Origin of the sequence: Flavonifractor porci (genome assembly GCF_037572415.1) — a bacterium.
GTDB lineage: Bacteria > Bacillota > Clostridia > Oscillospirales > Oscillospiraceae > Flavonifractor > Flavonifractor porci.
Genome location: NZ_JBBHLB010000017.1, coordinates 24,881 through 42,500 on the forward strand (window position 1 = coordinate 24,881; position 17,620 = coordinate 42,500).

The window sequence follows — 17,620 nt, forward strand, 5'->3', positions numbered from 1 at the left end:
ACGAGACATCGACTGACGGAAATCTCTAAAATTTTCAATATAAAAGGCACAGCAACATGTAGAGGGGGTTGCACTTTGGATACAAAAAAGTTAGACAAATGGGCAGACTTGCTGTTAGACACAGGCAAGCGTAATAGCCTCATTAATTTTAAGGACACAAGGGCGTCCACCGTAGAAGTGCTGTTGCCATCTGCCGAGACACTTTTCGAAAAAGTTGATGGGAGTGCCGCATTTGAGGTGTATGATCCAAAGATCATTGAGGACGATGATGATCTGAATGAGGATGATATAGCAGAACAGTTACAGCTTGAGGTGCCGGAAAATTCGAAGGAATCAGATGGACGAGATGCTTATCTTGCTCAATATTCCGGAAAAATCAAACGGCAAAATCAAGTCTTGCTGTATAATGCGGCTGGAAATCCGCTGACTGCAATCAAAAACATCAATAAGAAGGCACGGGAGTTTATTGAAGAGACTGGCGTCAATGTCGCATATATGGCATTTGGTTTTATCCACTGGAAAGAAAGTGATTCTTCGAATTATATTTTCCGTGCCCCGATCTTACTTGTGCCTATCCAATTGGAGCAAGTGTCAGCAGTAGACCCTTATTTCATCAAATCGACGGAGGATGATGTTATCGTCAATCCGACCTTCGCCTATAAGATGGATGCAGAATATGGAGTAAAACTTCCTGATTATAGTGATGAGGGTCTATCTGTTTATCTTGAAAAAGTTAAGCGTCTGGTTGCAAAGCTCCAGTGGACGGTATCTTCTGAATGCAAGCTCGGTATTTTTTCGTTTCTGAAAATCAATATGTATCGCGATTTGAAGGACAATGCCGCTGCGATCCTTGCAAATCAGAATGTCCGCAAACTTTTGGGTGAGCCTGTTAACTTGCAAGGAGCGGACACAGAAATCGGAGCTGCAGCTTCTGTTTCCAATCCTCTGATCGAACTGCATAGTGTGGTGGATGCGGACTCCAGCCAAATAGAGGCTATCGAAATGGCAAAGTCAGGCAAGAGCTTCGTCTTGCAGGGCCCTCCTGGAACAGGTAAGAGTCAGACGATCACCAATATCATTGCAGAGTGCCTGGGCGATGGAAAAAAGGTTCTGTTCGTTTCTGAAAAGTTAGCAGCATTGAGTGTGGTCTATGACAAGTTGAAGCAAGCGGGCCTTTCAGAATTTTGTTTAGAGCTTCACAGTCACAAAGCCAACAAAAAAGATGTAATCACGGATATCTGCCATACACTTCGAGCTGACAAGAGCGCGGTTTCTTCGAAAGCGGACAGCGAAATTGCGCTCAAAGAGAAGGCCCAGCAACAGTTGGACGCTTATGCGGTAGAGCTGCATAAGCCTCATCCGATTATAGGGAAAAGCCTGTATCAGCTTTACGAGGCCTATGCGGCACTCAGATCCACGCCAGATGTAGAATGGAATGTTCCGCAACTCACTGCGAAAGGTGAATCGTACTTAACAGAAGCTGCCGCCCTCTTAGAGCAGTATGTTGATTATATTCCTACGGTTGGATATGACTATAGAAAGAATCCATGGTACGGCTATATTAACCAGGACACATCCTATCAGGCTAAGAGCAGTGTCAAAAACAGTATTGCGACAGGGATACAATTTCTGCAATCCTTGATTCCCTTGATTCAGGAAATTTCCGATAGATATGGCATCAACTGCACCACAATAGATGATGCACGAACCTGGAAGGGCTTTTTCAGCACCGCCGCAACATCTCAAATTATCACTCCATCTCTGCTGAACAAAGAGCATTTTCAAGCAGTAAATTCTGCCTTAACCAAGCTGAGCGCACAGAGCGCTGAGATTCTCTCGTCCCGTTCAGTATTGGAATCCACTTTCGATGATGATCTTTACAAATTAAACGGCGCACAATATCACAAACAACTGACAAAACAGTTCACCAGTGCCTTTGCAAGGTTGTTTAATTCCGAGTACAAAAAAATCATAGCGGACTTACGGCTATGCAAGAAAGATGGAAAAAAGCTATCTTACACCGAGGCCACCGCAGCAACAGAACGTCTCGCCTATTACCAGCAAAAGACGCAGGAATACTGTGAGGTCGAGGAGCCAATCAGAGATTTTCTGGGCGCTGCTTACAAAGGTGTAGAAACAGACTGGAATTATGTAGCAGAGCAAATGGGTGCCCTGCAAGCATTATTCTGTGCTGGGGTATCCTTTGGTTTGCTGGAGGAGTATTCCGATTTTGTTACTGAACGCACTACCTTTGCGGATTATGCCCAGCGTCTGGATGCTGTATTTGAGATTTGTGACAACGATGTTTTTGAGTATATCTCAAACTGCTTTGATCGGTCACTCTTAGATATCGGCATTGCAAACTGTTCTTTGCTGTTGGCACGGTTCACTGACTGTTCGGATTCGATGGATAAGTTGGATAACTGGTGTCATTTCAGAACATTGCTTTCCAAGTTGGATGATGTACAAACCGTGTCTTATATCAACAGTGCCATCAGCCGAAATATAGAGCCAAAATTTATTGTTGGTGCTTTCAAAAAGCAGTTTTACTATCAGTGGATCGACTCGATTTTGTCGGGAACACCAGTCTTATCTGGGTTCAATCGAATCTCTCAGGACAACACAATCCGTACTTTTTCGGAAAAAGACACAGAACAATTTGAGATCAACAAAGCGAAGATCCGTGCAGAGATTTCCAGCAAACGTCCCTCTTTGGAGTTAATCGCTCCCGGAAGCGCTTTGGCAATCCTGCTCCGTGAAGGTGAAAAGAAACGAAAGCAGAAGAGCATTCGCTCCCTGCTTTCTGAAACGGGTGAACTTATTCAGCGTATCAAGCCGTGCTTTTTGATGTCGCCCCTAAGCGTCAGCACATTCCTTGCTCCGGATGCTGTCCATTTTGATGTTGTGGTATTTGATGAGGCATCGCAAATTTTCCCGCAAGACGCAATCGGCGCGATATATCGCGCTCAGCAACTGATCGTTGTGGGCGACTCCAAGCAGATGCCGCCCAGCAATTTTTTCAATGCCACCATTGAGGCCGAGGATACCGATGAAGAAAGCGGAGATGTCACAGATTTTGAATCCATCTTGGATCTGTGTTCTACTTCTATGCAGCAGCTTCGCCTGCGTTGGCATTATCGGAGCCGCTATGAGCAACTTATCACCTTCTCCAACAAGAATTTTTATGACAGCGATCTTGTTACATTCCCATCTGCCAAAGCAGACACCTCCGGCATTGGTGTAGACTATTATCATGTGGACGGGGTCTTTGACCGAAAGAGCCACTCCAACAGAAAAGAAGCAGAGTTTATCGTCGATCTGATTTATCAAAACATCGAACGATACCCTGATCGAAGCCTGGGTGTCGTTGCATTCAGCGTTGCGCAGCAGGATCTGATCGACAAACTGCTATCCAAGCAGCGGCAGAATACACCAGGAAAAGAATGGTTCTTTAAAAACGACGCAAAAGAGCCATTCTTTATCAAGAACCTTGAGACCGTGCAGGGTGATGAACGAGATACCATTATTTTCAGCATCGCATATGGCGCTGATGCCCAGGGACGTCTGCTGCATAATTTCGGCCCCCTGAACCGTGTTGGCGGCGAACGACGGTTGAATGTTGCTGTCACTCGTGCCAAATGCAATGTTCAGCTGGTTTCCTCGATGCACTATACAGATATTGATTTGAAGCGTACATCTTCAGAGGGCGCGAAACTGTTGCGGGAATATCTTGACTTTGCGGAAAACGGAAATATCGCCCTGGAGCGCGCCGTGAGTATCAATTCCTTTGAACAGTTCGATTCTGACTTCGAACTTGAGGTATGTGAATTTTTGCGCGCTAACGGTTTTTCTGTTGACACACAGGTTGGATGTTCTGGGTTCAGAATTGATCTTGGGTTGAAGATTCCGAACAGTTCTGATTATGTACTTGCAATCGAGTGTGATGGGGCGACCTACCATTCTTCCAGGAACGCTCGGGACCGTGATCGTTTGCGGCAGGAAATTCTGGAGCGCATGGGTTGGAAGTTCTATCGCATCTGGTCGACTGATTGGTTCAGAAACAGAAGTGTGGAGCAAAGCCGACTTTTGGAAGCTGCTACGGATGCAATCAAGCACCCTACACAAGTCTTAGCAAAGCCAGAAAAGGCACCTTCCGCAGAAACCTTTGAAAATTTTGAAGAAGTTGCGGAAGAGAAACCCTTTGAGTTTTCACCTTACAAAGCCGCCGACATTCAATCTCTATGCCAGCAGTATCTGCCGCGCGATTTCAAAGGGATGGTGAAGGCCGTTTTGGAAGTGGAGGCCCCACTTTCTGAGGAACTGTTTCTGCGGCGTATCGTATGGTTATTCGGCCGGGAAAAAGTCACAAAGATTGTTTGGCAAGACTACGAGCAAAAAATGTATGGATGTCAACGCTGTGGCATTATTCGACGGAATGGCTTTTTGTATTTGGAGAATGGCCAAGAAATTCAATTCCGAGGGCCGGGCGATATCGAACGGGACATCAAGCAAATCGCCCCGGAAGAATTGGCCGCAGGAATGCTGGAGATTCTGAAGCAAAATGTAACGGCTGACAAAAATGGGTTGTACCGCTCTCTCGTCTCACAATGTGGTATAAACCGCGTGGGCAAAACAATCAATGAAATATTGGATTCCGCACTGCGCCTTCTTGAAGACACCATTGACATAGACGGCGACCAGCTTTCACTAAGGTGACATCACCTTTAGGTTCCTGTGCCGCAAGGCGTGTGGGTTCGACCCCCACTACCCGTACCATACCGCCGCGGACGTTGCAGCGTTCGCGGCTTTTTATCATATCTTCGGATTTTCACCCAGGAGGTTACCAAATATGGATACCCTGCATCAACTGATGAACTTCATCTCCCGCAGCCCCAGCCCCTACCACGCCGTAGGCAGCGCCGCCGCCCTGCTGGAGGAGGCAGGCTTCACCCGGCTGGAGGAGTGCGCGTCCTGGACTCTGGAGTGGGGCAAGGGCTATTATACCACCCGCAACCAGAGCAGTCTTATCGCTTTCCGGCTGCCTAAAAATGCTCTCGCCGGCTGGCGGATGACCGCCGCCCACAGCGACTCCCCCACCTTTTATATCAAGGGCGACGTGCTGGAGGGGGACAAGCGCTACCTCCGTCTTTCCACGGAGGGCTACGGCGGCATGAACTGCGCCTCCTGGCTGGACCGGCCCCTGACTGTGGCAGGCCGGGCCATTGTCAAAACCGTCCATGGCGTGGAGAGCCGCCTGGTCTACCTGGACCGGGACCTGCTCACCATCCCCAGCCTTGCCATCCATCAGCAGCGGGATGTGAACCGGGGCCATGATTACAACGCTCAGAAGGATATGCAGCCCCTGTACGGCCTGGCAGGCAGCCCCTCCCTCAGCCAGCTGGTGGCTCAGGAGCTGAACGTGAACCCTGAGGACATTCTGTCCACCGATCTCACCCTCTGTCCCCGGCAGCATCCGGTGGTGCTGGGCCCCGCCGGAGAGCTGTTCCAGGCCCCCCGCATCGACGATCTGGGCTGCGCCTACGCCACCCTGGAGGGCCTGCTCACCGCCGCCCCTCAGGACAAGCTGGGCCAGGTCTACTGTCTCTTTGACAACGAGGAGGTGGGCAGCGGCACCCGGCAGGGCGCCCTCAGCTCCTTCCTGCCCGATGTGCTCTCCCGCGTTGCCCATGTCCTGAAGCTGGACGACCAGCAGGTCCGGCAGGCTCTGACCGGCAGTATGCTCCTCAGTGCAGACAACGGCCACGCCGTCCACCCCAACTTCACCGAAAAGGCCGACCCCGCCAACAAGGTCTACCCCAACGGCGGCGTTGTCATCAAGCTGTCCGCCAACCAGAAGTACACCACCACCGGCCTCACCGCCGGTCTGTTCAAAGCCGTCTGCCAGCAGGCCGGAGTGCCGGTGCAGATCTTTGCCAACCGGGCCGACGAGCCCGGCGGCTCCACCCTGGGCAATCTGCTCAGCCAGGCCGTCAGCATCCCTATGGTGGACATCGGCATGGCCCAGCTGGCCATGCACTCTGCCGTGGAGACCGCCGGCAGTCAGGACCCGGCCTACATAGCCAAAGCCTGCGCCGTCTTCTTCCAGGCCAGCTTTGCGCCCATCGCCGACAGCATCTATCAATTCTCATAACATCAGATCATCTGCGGTTATTTCGGAAACCGCAGATGATTTTTTATCCCGTCTTTCCCCCAGGGATTGAGAAAGCAAATATGCGGTGTTATAATATAGCATAATAGCACAAATAATTTCTGTAATTCCATCGATATCCGTATCTTTTAACCAATTTTAGGGAGGTGTCATCCCTATGGCGGGCGTTCGACTGGAGCACGTGTCCCGGGAATACATCATGGGCAAAACGGTGATCAAAGCGGTGGACGACATCAGCTTTGCCATCCCCGAGGGCAAATACACCATCATTCTGGGGGCCAGCGGCGCCGGCAAATCCACGGTCCTCAACATTTTGGGCGGCATGGACTCCCCCACCGGCGGCAAGGTCTTTGTCAACGAGAAAGAGATCTCCGGTTTTAACAAACGCCAGCTCACCCAATACCGCCGGGAGAGCATTGGCTTTGTGTTCCAGTTCTACAACCTGATGCCCAACCTGACGGTGGAGGAAAATGTGGAACTGGCCAGCCAGATCTGCCCCAACCCTCTGGACACCCGGGAGGTGCTGCGCATGGTGGGGCTGGACGAGCGGCGGCGGAACTTTCCCGCCCAGTGCTCCGGCGGCGAGCAGCAGCGGGGCGCCATTGCCCGCGCCCTGGCCAAAAACCCCGACGTGCTGCTGTGCGACGAGCCCACCGGCGCCCTGGATTATGTGACAGGCAAATCCATCCTGGCCCTGCTGTACGATCTGTGCAAGCAGAGCAAAAAGACGGTGGTGGTGGTCACCCACAACGGCGCTCTGGCCCCTACCGCCGATGTGCTGATCCGCATGAAGAGTGGCAAGATCGAATCCTTTGAGGAGAATCCCAACCCGGTGCCGGTACAGGAACTGGAGTGGTAGCATGATCTGGAAAAACTTTTTCCGCGACCTGCGGCGCACCGCCTCCCGGCTGATCTCGGTGAGTATCATCACTATGATCGCCGTGGTGGTGTATACCGGCCTCAGCGGCATCATTTATAACGTAGACCGGCTGATGGGCGACTATTACGACACTCAAAATGTGGCCGACTACTGGATCTCCGGCGTCGGCCTGGATCAGAGGGACTGCCGGGATCTGTCGGCCATTGGGGGGATCTCCGGCGTACAGCCTCGGGTGGTGCTGGACGCTGAGGACCGCTATGACAGCGATCTGACCCTCACCCTCTACGGCGTGGCCGACTTTTCCATCAACACCCCTTATATTGTGGAAGGCTCCCTGCCCCAAAACAGTCGGGAAATCTTCCTCAGCGACCAGTACGCCGCCGCCCACGGTCTGGAGGTGGGCGACTGGTACGAGATCACCCTAACCGGCCTGGGTGTCCACCTGCGGCTCCAGATCTGCGGCGTGGGCAAGGACCCGGAGTGTCTCTATAATATCAACGCCACCAATCCCTCCCCCAACCTGTCCCGCTTCGCCTTTGCCTATGTGGACGAGGAAGTCCTCAGTGGGGTGATGGGGGCCAATCAATATACCCAGGTCTGCATCACCACAGCCAATGACATTCCCGCCTCTGTCGTTCGGGAGGCCATTGACGACGTACTGGGCAACAAAGTGGTCAACATCCTGGCTCTCAAGGACAACCAGCCCGCCTATGCTCTCATGGAGAGCAAAGACAACCTGGCACCCATCCTCACCTTCTTCCCCACCCTGTTCTTCCTGTGCGCGGTGCTGATGATGGTGAGCACCATGAACCGGCTCATTGAAAATGCCCGTATGGACATCGGTACCTTCAAGGCGCTGGGCTATGACGACCGCACCATTATGATCTACTACCTGCTCCACGCGCTGCTGGTGGTCATCGTGGGCTTTCCCACCGGCGCACTGCTGGGCAAATACATCTCCCAGCTTATCGTGTGGACCATCGCCACTGGCTGCGACCTGCCTTCCTATACCATCTACCACGATTTCTCCGCCTGGGGCCAGGCGGCCGGTCTTACCGCCCTGTGCTGCCTGGGCAGCGCCTGGCTGGTGGCCCGTTCTCTGCTGAAGGAAAGTCCCGCCCAGTGTATGCGCCCCAAGCCCCCCAAAAACGCCAAGACGGTTCTGTTGGAACAGATCGGCCCTCTGTGGCGGCGGCTGGGCTTCAACAGCAAGTACATCATCCGCAACACTTTCCGCAACAAGGTGCGGATGCTTACCTGCGTGGTAGGCATCGCCTTCTGTATGGCCCTGGTATTTATGGCCTTTGCCATCAGAGACTCCATGGACGCCTACTCCGACGCTCTGGCCAAAAACCAGAACAAGTATGACATGATGGCCAGTCTGAACAGCTCAGTCACCGAAGCCCAGTACAGCCGGCTGACCAATGCCCCCGGCATCACCGGGGCGGAACTGGAGATGACCACCGCCTGTTGGATGTACACAGGCGACCAGCGGACCACCTCTATGCTGACGGTGACTGAGGATACCGTCTCTCTCCACCTGTATGATCCCTATGCCGCCGGGCCCCTTATCCCGCCGGAGGACGGGGTGGTGCTGGAGAAGCTGCTGGCCGACGATCTGGGCGTAAAGGAGGGCGATATCATTACCCTCCGATTTACCGGCGACAACCATTACTACAGGTTAAGGGTAGCCGAGGTCAACCGGTGTGTCAGCGGCGCCTATATCAGCCGCAGTCTGTGGCGGGATCTGGGCAAGGCCTATACTCCCACCACAGCCTACCTCACCACCCAGGATGCTGACGCACTGGAAACGGAACTGGACCGGTACGACTTTGTGGACGGCTGGCAGAGCCGGGCGGCTGTTACCCACGCCTTGGTAGAGAGAATCACCAATATGACAATGGTGGTCTACATCCTCATCCTCTTTGGCGGCGGGCTGGCCTGCATCGTCATCTATAACCTGGGCATCATGAGCTTCTATGAACAGATCCGCAGCCTGGCCACCCTGATGGTCCTGGGGTTTTACGAAAAAGAGATCAAAAAATTGCAGCTGAGCGAAAACCTGATTTTCGCCGGAGCCGGTATTCTGTGCGGCATTCCTTTGGGCATCGCTCTGGACCGGTTCCTGATCCTCTCCGTCACCGCCATGCCTCTGGAGGTGATCATCACCCCCATGGCCATCAGCCTGTCATGCGCGGTCACCATGATCTTTGCCCTGGGCGTCAATGTGATCATCGGGCGGAAAATGCGGGAGATCGATATGCTGGGTGCGCTGAAAAGCGTGGAATAGCACACGGGGGTGTTTCTTATGAAAGTTGTGTATTGGCGGCGGGGCACGGCGCTTTTGTCTGTGCTGAGCCTGCTTCTGCTGGGCGGCTGCTCCGGCTCCGATCAGGACGGGTACCGCACGGTCCAGCCTGATACCGGCCCGGTGGAGTACCGGGTGGAGGATACCGGCACCGTGACCTACGCCGACAACTATGCCATCGTCCCCACCGTCAGCGGCACGGTGACGGAGTGTACCTTTCAGGAGGGTGACACCGTAACGGCGGGTCAGGTTCTGTACACCATCGACTCCGACGCTCTGGAGGACCAGATCGTCCAGGCCCAGCTGTCGGTGGACAGCGCCCAGGTGGCCCTGGAGCAGACGGTGGCCGCGCTGAATCAGGCCAAGGTGGGTCTGTCCCAGGCCCAGGCCGCCTGCGCCGACCTGACAGTGGTCTCTCACGCTTCCGGCTCGATAACAACAGTCAACGTCCATGTGGGAGACTTCATCTCCGCCGGCACACCGGTGGCCCAGGTGGTGGACAGCGTGAATCTGAAACTCACCGTCCCCTTCGCCCTGGAGGACGCCAAGGCCCTGACGCCGGGCTCTGCCGCCATCATCTCCTTCCCCGGCAAGGCGGACACCCTCACCGGCACGGTGGTGCGGGTCTATGACACGCCCGTGGCCCTCAGCGGCAGCCGCACCGGCGTCAATGTGGAGTTCTCCTTCCGCAATCCCGGCACCCTGGCCAGCGGTTCCACCGCCATGGCGTCGGTGAATGGGGTGATGTGCATGGAAGCCGGTACCATCTCCTACACCACCGAACAGTCCATCTACGCCGGTCAGTCAGGACAGGTACTCACCCTCTCCATAAAGGAGGGCCAGACGGTCACCGCCGGGCAGACGGTGCTTACCCTGAAAAATGACAGCCTGACCAACGCCGTGGACAACGCCCAGCTCCAGGTCAATAACGCCAAGCTTCAGGTGGACGCCGCCCAGGTCCAGGTGAATTCGGCTCAGGCCAGCCTGGACCAACTCATCGATCAGCGGGAGGATTACACCATCACCGCTCCGGCGGACGGGATCATCCTCTCCCGCACGTCCAAGAAAGGGGATCTGGCCTCCGCCGGCAATCCCATGGCGGTGCTGGCCCAGCCTGAAGCCCTGTGCGTCCACGCCAGCATCGACGAGCAGTACATCGACCGAGTGGGTACCGGCCAGAGCGTATCCATCACCTTTACCACCGACACTGGGGAGCAGCGCACCTACACCGGCTCGGTGCGGCGGGTGGAGGACACCGGCGTTACCTCCGGCGGCGTCACCGACTACACTGTGGAGATCGCCCTGGATAACACCGACGGCTTGCGGGACGGCATGAACGTGTCGGTATCCATTCTCACGGAGGGGAAAGAGAATTGCCTCCGTGTGCCTGTGAAGGCGGTGGACGGAGATACCGTTCAGGTGCTGCGAAACGACAAGGCCGAGACGGTCACCGTGGAGACCGGCCTCTGGGGCAGCGACTATGTGGAGATCCTGTCCGGGGTCACGGAGGAGGACGAAGTGATCCTGCCTTAAATCCATATAATAAAAAGCGCGGAACCGGACGGTTCCGCGCTTTTGTTTCAATCAACGGCTCCAGTGACGGGGTGGACACGGGATTGGCTGGCCGGGCTGCTGTTTACAAAGGCGGCCGTCTCCTCCAGGTTCAAGCCCCTGATCGAATAACTGACGGCCACCGTCACTCCGTCTGCCTCAGTATAATGGACGGTGAAGGGTCTGTACCGCCAGCCCGGGGTATCCCCATGGTCATCGTCTTCATAGTAACCGATCCACTCCAGAGCCTGAGGGGTGACTACCTCATCCGGCTGGAAGTCGGGGGCCAGCAGGGAAGTACCATCGGGAAAGCGGCCCACAGAGACGCTGATATAGTCATCGCCCCGGCACCACAGGATACTCATGCTATCTTCCAAATCGTCAAAATGCCACTGGGCGCTCTCAAAGGCAAAGCCGTCGGGCAGGGCCGACTGGTCGGGCAGATAGGGCGCCAGCTCCTGCTGATAGGCCTCGCCCAGGGTCAGTTCCCCGCTGCCGTAGAGCCGGGCGGTACCCAGACCTACCGTATGGTTCCCGCCCTTCGGGGCGTCCAGGCCCTCGGCGGTAAAGCCCTTGTGACCCACCACCAGATTGGTCAGCCAGGCAGCGATCCCCTCGTCTTTGCTGGTACAGGTGAAGTTTATCCCCATGTTCCCATCAAAATAATCGGCATGGTAGGTGTACTCCTTGGTATCGTCTCCGTCCTGATCGTAGTAGAGGGAGTAAGTGGTGACCTCCACCCCGTCCACCTCCTGGACGGCGGCATCTGCATAGAGCAGATCAATGAGGGGCTCCCGGCCCGGCCACAGTTCCAAACGCAGGGTATCCTCTCCCCGCTGGCCCATAATATCGATTCGCCAGGGATTTCCCTCCCCGTCGTAGATCACCGTGCCGTCCAGGCCAAAGCCGGTCCAGTCCAGCGTCCAGGGCACCGCATCAGTACCGCCCAGCACGGCGATGATCTCCTGGGCGGACAGCAGCTCCATAAACCACCCCTCGGGATAAGCGTAGTCTCCTGCCAGGGCCTCCGAGCCGGTACAGTCGGGGTAATGGTAATCATAACCGGGCACATTGGGGAAGCTGTGAGGCTGTCCCCCAAAGGCGTCCTCCACCACCAGGGTGTGATCTCCCTCCTGGGTCACTTGCTGGCTCATCTGAGGCGTGGCCGCCACCCCCGCCGTGGGATTGGGTCCAGCCAGACTTCTCCCCCGCCACAGCTGCCAGCCACCTGCCGCCGCCACCAGACAGCAGGCCGCCAGAACGCCCGCCGCCAAAGCAGGACGGGCCCGCCGGGGCCGCTTTCCCTCCAACACCCGGTCCGCCAGGGATGCCGGGGCGGCAATGCGGTCCATATAGTCACGATATCGGTTCATTCCTGTTCTCCTTTCAGCAGCGCCCCCAGTTTTGCCCTGGCCCGGGTGAGCCGGGAGCGGACGGTACCCTCCCGCCAGCCGGTCATTTCGGCGATCTCGGCGGTCTGGTACCCCTCATAATAGTAGAGATGAAGCACCGTCCGGTCCCTGGCGGGCAGGGCCATAATGGCGTCCAGCAAGCCCTGCTCCTCCGGGTCCGCGGCAGGGTAGGTATCCAGCAGCGGGTCGGTGCGCCGCCGCCAGGGTGAGCGCAGGCGGCTCTTGCAGCCATTGACGGTGACCCGCAGCAGCCAGGCCTTCTCATGGGCGGGGCTTTCAAATTCCGGCCCCTTCTCCAGGCAGCGCAGGAAGGCGTCCTGCACCGCATCCTCCGCCTCATGGGCATCCCCAAGAATGGCCAGGGCAGCCCGGTACAGGGTATTTTGATGAATCTGAATCAGTGTTTCCAACCGGTTGGGGTCCATTTCCTCTCTCCCCCTTTCACCCTATATACGCTTTTAGACGGCAAATTGCTGCAATGGCTGCGTAAAATAGCAGCTCCACCAAGTTGCCTCAAGCCAAAAAACTATGATATACTGAAAAAAACGCTTGGGAGGCCTGTCCTATGCAATTTTATCTCAGCGCCGACATCGAAGGAACTTGCGGCATTGCCGACTGGAAAGAGACCGAGCGGGGCTCCACGTTCGATTATGAGCCCTTCCGAAAACAGATGACCGCCGAAGTGGCCGCCGCCTGTCACGGCGCTCTGGCCGGCGGGGCGGATGGCCTGCTGGTGAAGGACGCCCATGACTCCGCCCGTAACCTGGATGCCGCCGCCCTCCCCCGTGAGACCCGCATCTTCCGGGGCTGGACCGGCGACCCTCTGTGTATGATGGCTGGGCTGGACCGGGAAAAATTCGGCGGTGTGCTGTTTACCGGCTACCACGCCTGGAGTTCCTGCGGCGGCAATCCCCTGTCCCATACCATGACCACCGACTGCGCCCAGGTGCTGCTCAACGGAAGGCCCGCCAGCGAGTTTCTCATCAACGCCTACATCGCCGGTTATTTCGGCGTGCCTGTCTGCTTCCTGTCCGGAGACAAGGACCTGTGCGACAGCGCCCGGCAGCTCATCCCCGCCATCGTCACCGTTCCGGTGAATGAGGGCGTAGGGGGCGGCGTACTGTCCATGCACCCCGCCGCCGCAGCGGATGCCATCCGTAAGGGGGCGGAGGAGGCGGTAAAGCGGGCGGCAAACTGCGTGGTACCCATGCCGGAGCAGTTTGAGACCGCCGTTACCTTCCACGATCATAAACTGGCTTACCGCCGCAGCTTCTATCCCGGCGCCTGTCTGAAGGACAGCCGTACCCTCTCCTTTGCAACGAAGGATTGGTATGAGATGCTGCGCTTTTATCACTTCGTACTGGCTTAAGGAGGACCGCCATGTCAGAACAGACCGATCTGCGTCTGGCCGTGCTCATCGACGCGGACAACGCCCCCCGCTCGGCCCTTGGGGATATCATGGCCGAGGTGGCGGTATACGGCACCCCCACCATCAAGCGGATCTACGGGGACTGGACCACCCCCAACCTGGCCTCCTGGAAGGGCCCTCTGCTGGAAAACGCCATTACCCCCATCCAGCAGTACAGCTATACCACCGGCAAGAATGCCACCGACTCGGCCATGATCATCGACGCCATGGACATCCTCTACACCGGCCAGGTGGACGGTTTCGTGCTGGTGAGCAGCGACAGCGATTTCACCCGTCTGGCCGTGCGGCTGCGGGAGGCAGGCAAAAAGGTCTACGGTATGGGCGAGCGCAAGACCCCCAATCCCTTTATCGTAGCCTGCGACAAATTTGTTTACATTGAGGTCATCCGGGCAGCCGCGGAGCAAGCCAGGGCCGAGGAGGAAAAGCCCAAGGCCCAGAAGCCCCAGAAAAAGAAGGAGACCCCGGCCCAGCCTCAGGATACGGAGCACAAGGTGCCCCAGGCAGTGGTCAAGCTCATTGCCGAATCGGTGGATACCATTGCTGACGAGGATGGCTATGCCGCTCTGGGGGAGTTGGGCAATCTGCTGGTGAAAAAGCAGCCCGACTTCGACCCCCGAAATTTTGGTTTTTCCAAACTGTCCAAGCTGGTCAAATCCCTCTCCCGCTTTGAGGTGGATGTGCGCCCCACCAGCCAGCCCAACGTGACCCACATTCTGGTGCGGGATAAACAAAGCAAATAAAGAATAGCATCCACATCCTGCCATGGGAAGCTGCGAAATTCACAGCTTCCCATGGCTTTTTTTGTGCATTTTTCAGAAAGACAGAAGCACTTCCATAGGGTATAATATTTCGGACCCAGTGCAGCGAACAAGCAGAGTCTTTTCCCAGATTATGTGTCCATTTTGTCCTACTCAGCGGTATATTTTCCGTATAGCAGGGTAAATTATGATCAAAACAGTCCTACCTCAAAGGCACTGAAGAAATGTCTTTGATTTTATGATATGTTATGTTATAATGTATGCGTATTGGAGCGCTCTGCCGCAGGCAGTCGTTTGAAGATGTTTTATGGCGCCGGTTTGCCCCGGCCTTGGATACCGCCGGTGCGGTGTGTTCCCCGGCGGAAGGAATAGAGGGTTGCATTTTGACAAAGTATGTGATTCACGGCGGGAAACCGCTTTATGGAGAGATCGACATCAGCGGCGCAAAAAACGCCGCTGTTGCTATCATCCCCGCCGCTCTTCTGGTGGACGGGGTATGCCGCATTGAAAATCTGCCCCAGATCAGCGATGTAACGCTGCTGCTCAACATTTTGCAGGAACTGGGCGCTGACGTGCGTACCGTCAACCGTACCACCGTGGATGTGGACTGCTCCCACATCCGCAATGCCCGGGTACCCGAGGAGCTTGCCCGCAAGATCCGGGCCTCCTACTACCTGATCGGCGCTCTGCTGGGCCGCTTTGGCTCTGCTGAGGTTCCTCCGCCCGGCGGCTGTGACTTTGGCGGCCGGCCCATTGACCAGCATATCAAGGGCTTTGTAGCCATGGGGGCCAACGTGGACGTCCGGGGCGGCTACATCCATGCCAAGGCCGCCAACGGCCGGATGAGCGGCACCCAGATCTATCTGGATATCGTCTCCGTGGGCGCCACCATGAACATCATGCTGGCCGCCGCTCTGGCCGACGGCATGACCATCATTGAAAACGCCGCCAAGGAGCCCCACATCGTGGACCTGGCCAACTTCCTCAACTCCATGGGCGCTGAGATCATGGGCGCCGGCACCGATGTCATTAAGATCCGGGGCGTGGAGCGGCTGACCGGCGGCACCTACTCCATCATTCCCGACCAGATCGAGGCGGGCACCTATATGACCGCCGTGGCTGCCACCGGCGGCGAGGTACTCATCAAGAACGTGATCCCCAAGCATCTGGAGTGCATCACCGCCAAGCTGCTGGAAATGGGCGTGGATGTGGAGGAGCAGGACGACGCCGTGCTGGTGCGCCGCACGGGCAAGCTGACCCGCACCAACGTCAAGACCCTGCCTTACCCCGGCTTCCCCACCGATATGCAGCCCCAGATCGCCGCTGTTCTCTGCCTGGCGGAGGGCACCAGCGTAGTCACCGAGGGCGTGTGGGACAACCGTTTCCGCTATGCGGATGAGTTCCGCCGCATGGGCGCTCAGATCCAGGTGGACGGTAAGATCGCCGTCATCGAGGGCGTGGAGAAGTTTACCGGCGCCCGCATCCAGGCCTGTGACCTGCGGGCAGGCGCGGCCATGGTCATTGCCGGACTGGCCGCCCAGGGCACCACGGAGATCGGCTGTATCCACCATATCGAGCGCGGCTATGAGGACATTGTCCGCAAGCTGTCCGGTGTGGGGGCTGATATCCGTGTGGTGGTCACCCCCGACGAGGACAAACAGGCCCAGGTTGGATGATCAACATAGATCTTATGCAGGCGGGGGAACTCCTCCGCCTGTTTTTTCTGGAAAGGAGCGATTTTGTGCTTCAACTGTGTACCCTGGCCAGCGGCTCCAGCGGCAACAGCCTGCTGGTCAGCGATGGCGACACCCACATTCTGGTGGACGCCGGCATCTCCTGCCGCCGTATTACCACCGCACTGAAGGGGCTGGGAGTGGATCCCGCCAGCCTGTCCGCCGTACTCATCACCCATGAGCACACCGACCATATCTCCGGCCTCACCACCCTGACCAAGCAGCGGAAGGTGCCGGTGTACGCCAGCCGGGGCACCGGACGTCAGCTGTGCTACCGCATTGCCTTTCTGGAGGAGGTGTTCCATCCCTTTACGCCGGGGGAACACTTCTCCATCGGCTCCATTGACGTGGAAACCTTCCCCACCCCCCATGACGCCGCTGAAAGCACCGGCTACGCCCTCTCCGCCGGTGGCAGAAAGGCGGCGGTGGTCACCGACCTGGGCCATGTGACCCCCGAGGTGGAGGCGGGCATCCGAGGGGCCAGTCTGCTGGTGGCTGAGGCCAACCACGACGTGGAGTGGCTCCGCTCCGGTCCCTACCCCTACTTCCTCAAGGACCGCATCCTGGGGGACCGGGGCCACCTGTCCAACGAGGCCGGGGCTGCCCTGGTGTGCTCCGCTGTGGCGGCGGGAACCTCCACCGTGGTGCTGGCCCACCTGTCTCACGAGAACAACACCCCGGAGCGGGCCCGACAGGTGGTGGGGGCTTCCCTCACCCGTATGGGAGCCGTTCCCGGCCGGGACGTACTGCTGGACGTGGCGCCCCGCAGTGAACCGGGACGGAGGTACAGCGTATGAAAGGAATTCCCATCCATATCATCTGCGTGGGCAAGCTGAAGGAAAAGTTCTACATAGACGGGGCGGCGGAATATGTCAAGCGGCTGGGGGGCTACTGCAAGCTCCAGATTACCGAACTGCCCGAGGAGCGGCTGCCTCAGAACCCCTCCCGGGCCCAGATCGACGCCGCGCTGGAAAAGGAGGCCGCGGCGGTAACCGCCAAGATCCCCAAGGGCGGGGCGCTGGTGGCCCTGTGCGTGGAGGGCCAGCTCCTCTCCAGCGAGAAGCTGGCTGCCCGACTGGAGGGATGGACGGGTCAGGGCAAAAATACCTTGACCTTCCTCATCGGCTCCTCCTACGGCATGCACCCTTCCCTGAAGGAGAAGGCCGACCTGCGCCTGTCCATGTCTCCCATGACCTTCCCCCACCACCTGGCCCGGGTCATGCTGCTGGAGCAGATCTACCGCTGCTTCAAGATCGTGGAGGGTTCCGGGTACCATAAGTGAAGGGCAGGAAAATTTTTGCACCTCACGGCGTAAACTCCCAAAAAACAGGGTAGATATACCGGTTAGTTTGTGCTATAATCACAAGCGCAGAGATGTGC

At 56.8% G+C, this 17,620-nt stretch carries 12 protein-coding genes; 10 read left to right on the forward strand and 2 right to left on the reverse strand.

The features are described from left to right. Window positions 1-75: 75 nt before the first annotated feature. From WHJ28_RS13360 to WHJ28_RS13380, 5 genes are all read left to right on the forward strand, one after another. Window positions 76-4,716 (forward strand): DUF4011 domain-containing protein, encoded by a 4,641-nt coding sequence (locus WHJ28_RS13360; protein WP_340042556.1) that lies wholly within the window; start codon window positions 76-78, stop codon window positions 4,714-4,716. A 133-nt stretch (window positions 4,717-4,849) separates the two neighbouring features. Next, on the forward strand, window positions 4,850-6,151 hold the full coding sequence (locus WHJ28_RS13365; protein ID WP_340042557.1) for a M18 family aminopeptidase: 1,302 nt from the start codon (window positions 4,850-4,852) through the stop codon (window positions 6,149-6,151). A 175-nt stretch (window positions 6,152-6,326) separates the two neighbouring features. Next, window positions 6,327-7,028 carry an ABC transporter ATP-binding protein gene (locus tag WHJ28_RS13370; protein ID WP_340042558.1) on the forward strand — a complete coding sequence of 234 codons (702 nt, stop codon included), beginning with the start codon at window positions 6,327-6,329 and terminating at the stop codon, window positions 7,026-7,028. Window position 7,029: 1 nt separating this feature from the next. Further along, window positions 7,030-9,339 (forward strand): ABC transporter permease, encoded by a 2,310-nt coding sequence (locus tag WHJ28_RS13375; protein WP_340042560.1) that lies wholly within the window; start codon window positions 7,030-7,032, stop codon window positions 9,337-9,339. Between the two features lie 18 nt (window positions 9,340-9,357). Then, window positions 9,358-10,890 (forward strand): efflux RND transporter periplasmic adaptor subunit, encoded by a 1,533-nt coding sequence (locus WHJ28_RS13380; protein WP_340042561.1) that lies wholly within the window; start codon window positions 9,358-9,360, stop codon window positions 10,888-10,890. Between the two features lie 47 nt (window positions 10,891-10,937). Here WHJ28_RS13380 and WHJ28_RS13385 read toward each other — a convergent pair whose 3' ends face one another. Together WHJ28_RS13385 and WHJ28_RS13390 are read right to left on the reverse strand one after the other, a co-directional pair. After that, entirely contained in the window at window positions 10,938-12,281 is a 1,344-nt protein-coding gene (locus WHJ28_RS13385; RefSeq protein ID WP_340042562.1) for a hypothetical protein, read from the reverse strand. Next, window positions 12,278-12,745, reverse strand: a complete 468-nt coding sequence (locus WHJ28_RS13390; protein ID WP_340042563.1) for an RNA polymerase sigma factor — start codon at window positions 12,743-12,745, stop codon at window positions 12,278-12,280. The genes WHJ28_RS13385 and WHJ28_RS13390 overlap by 4 nt, the downstream gene beginning before the upstream one ends. Before the next feature lie 140 nt (window positions 12,746-12,885). Here WHJ28_RS13390 and WHJ28_RS13395 point away from each other — a divergent pair, with 140 nt between their 5' ends. The 5 genes from WHJ28_RS13395 to rlmH all read left to right on the forward strand — a co-directional run bounded on the left by WHJ28_RS13395 (window position 12,886) and on the right by rlmH (window position 17,522). Beyond that, window positions 12,886-13,689, forward strand: coding sequence for a M55 family metallopeptidase (locus tag WHJ28_RS13395; RefSeq protein WP_340042564.1), 804 nt, complete (start codon window positions 12,886-12,888; stop codon window positions 13,687-13,689). A gap of 11 nt (window positions 13,690-13,700) precedes the next feature. Beyond that, window positions 13,701-14,489, forward strand: a complete 789-nt coding sequence (locus WHJ28_RS13400; protein WP_340042565.1) for an NYN domain-containing protein — start codon at window positions 13,701-13,703, stop codon at window positions 14,487-14,489. Between the two features lie 401 nt (window positions 14,490-14,890). Further along, entirely contained in the window at window positions 14,891-16,183 is a 1,293-nt protein-coding gene (gene murA / locus WHJ28_RS13405) for a UDP-N-acetylglucosamine 1-carboxyvinyltransferase (protein WP_340042566.1), read from the forward strand. Window positions 16,184-16,248: 65 nt separating this feature from the next. Continuing rightward, complete coding sequence (locus WHJ28_RS13410) at window positions 16,249-17,037, forward strand: MBL fold metallo-hydrolase (RefSeq protein ID WP_340042567.1); 789 nt, start codon at window positions 16,249-16,251, stop codon at window positions 17,035-17,037. Next, window positions 17,034-17,522, forward strand: a complete 489-nt coding sequence (gene rlmH / locus WHJ28_RS13415) for a 23S rRNA (pseudouridine(1915)-N(3))-methyltransferase RlmH (protein ID WP_340042568.1) — start codon at window positions 17,034-17,036, stop codon at window positions 17,520-17,522. Before WHJ28_RS13410 ends, rlmH begins: the two co-directional genes overlap by 4 nt. Window positions 17,523-17,620 lie beyond the last annotated feature (98 nt).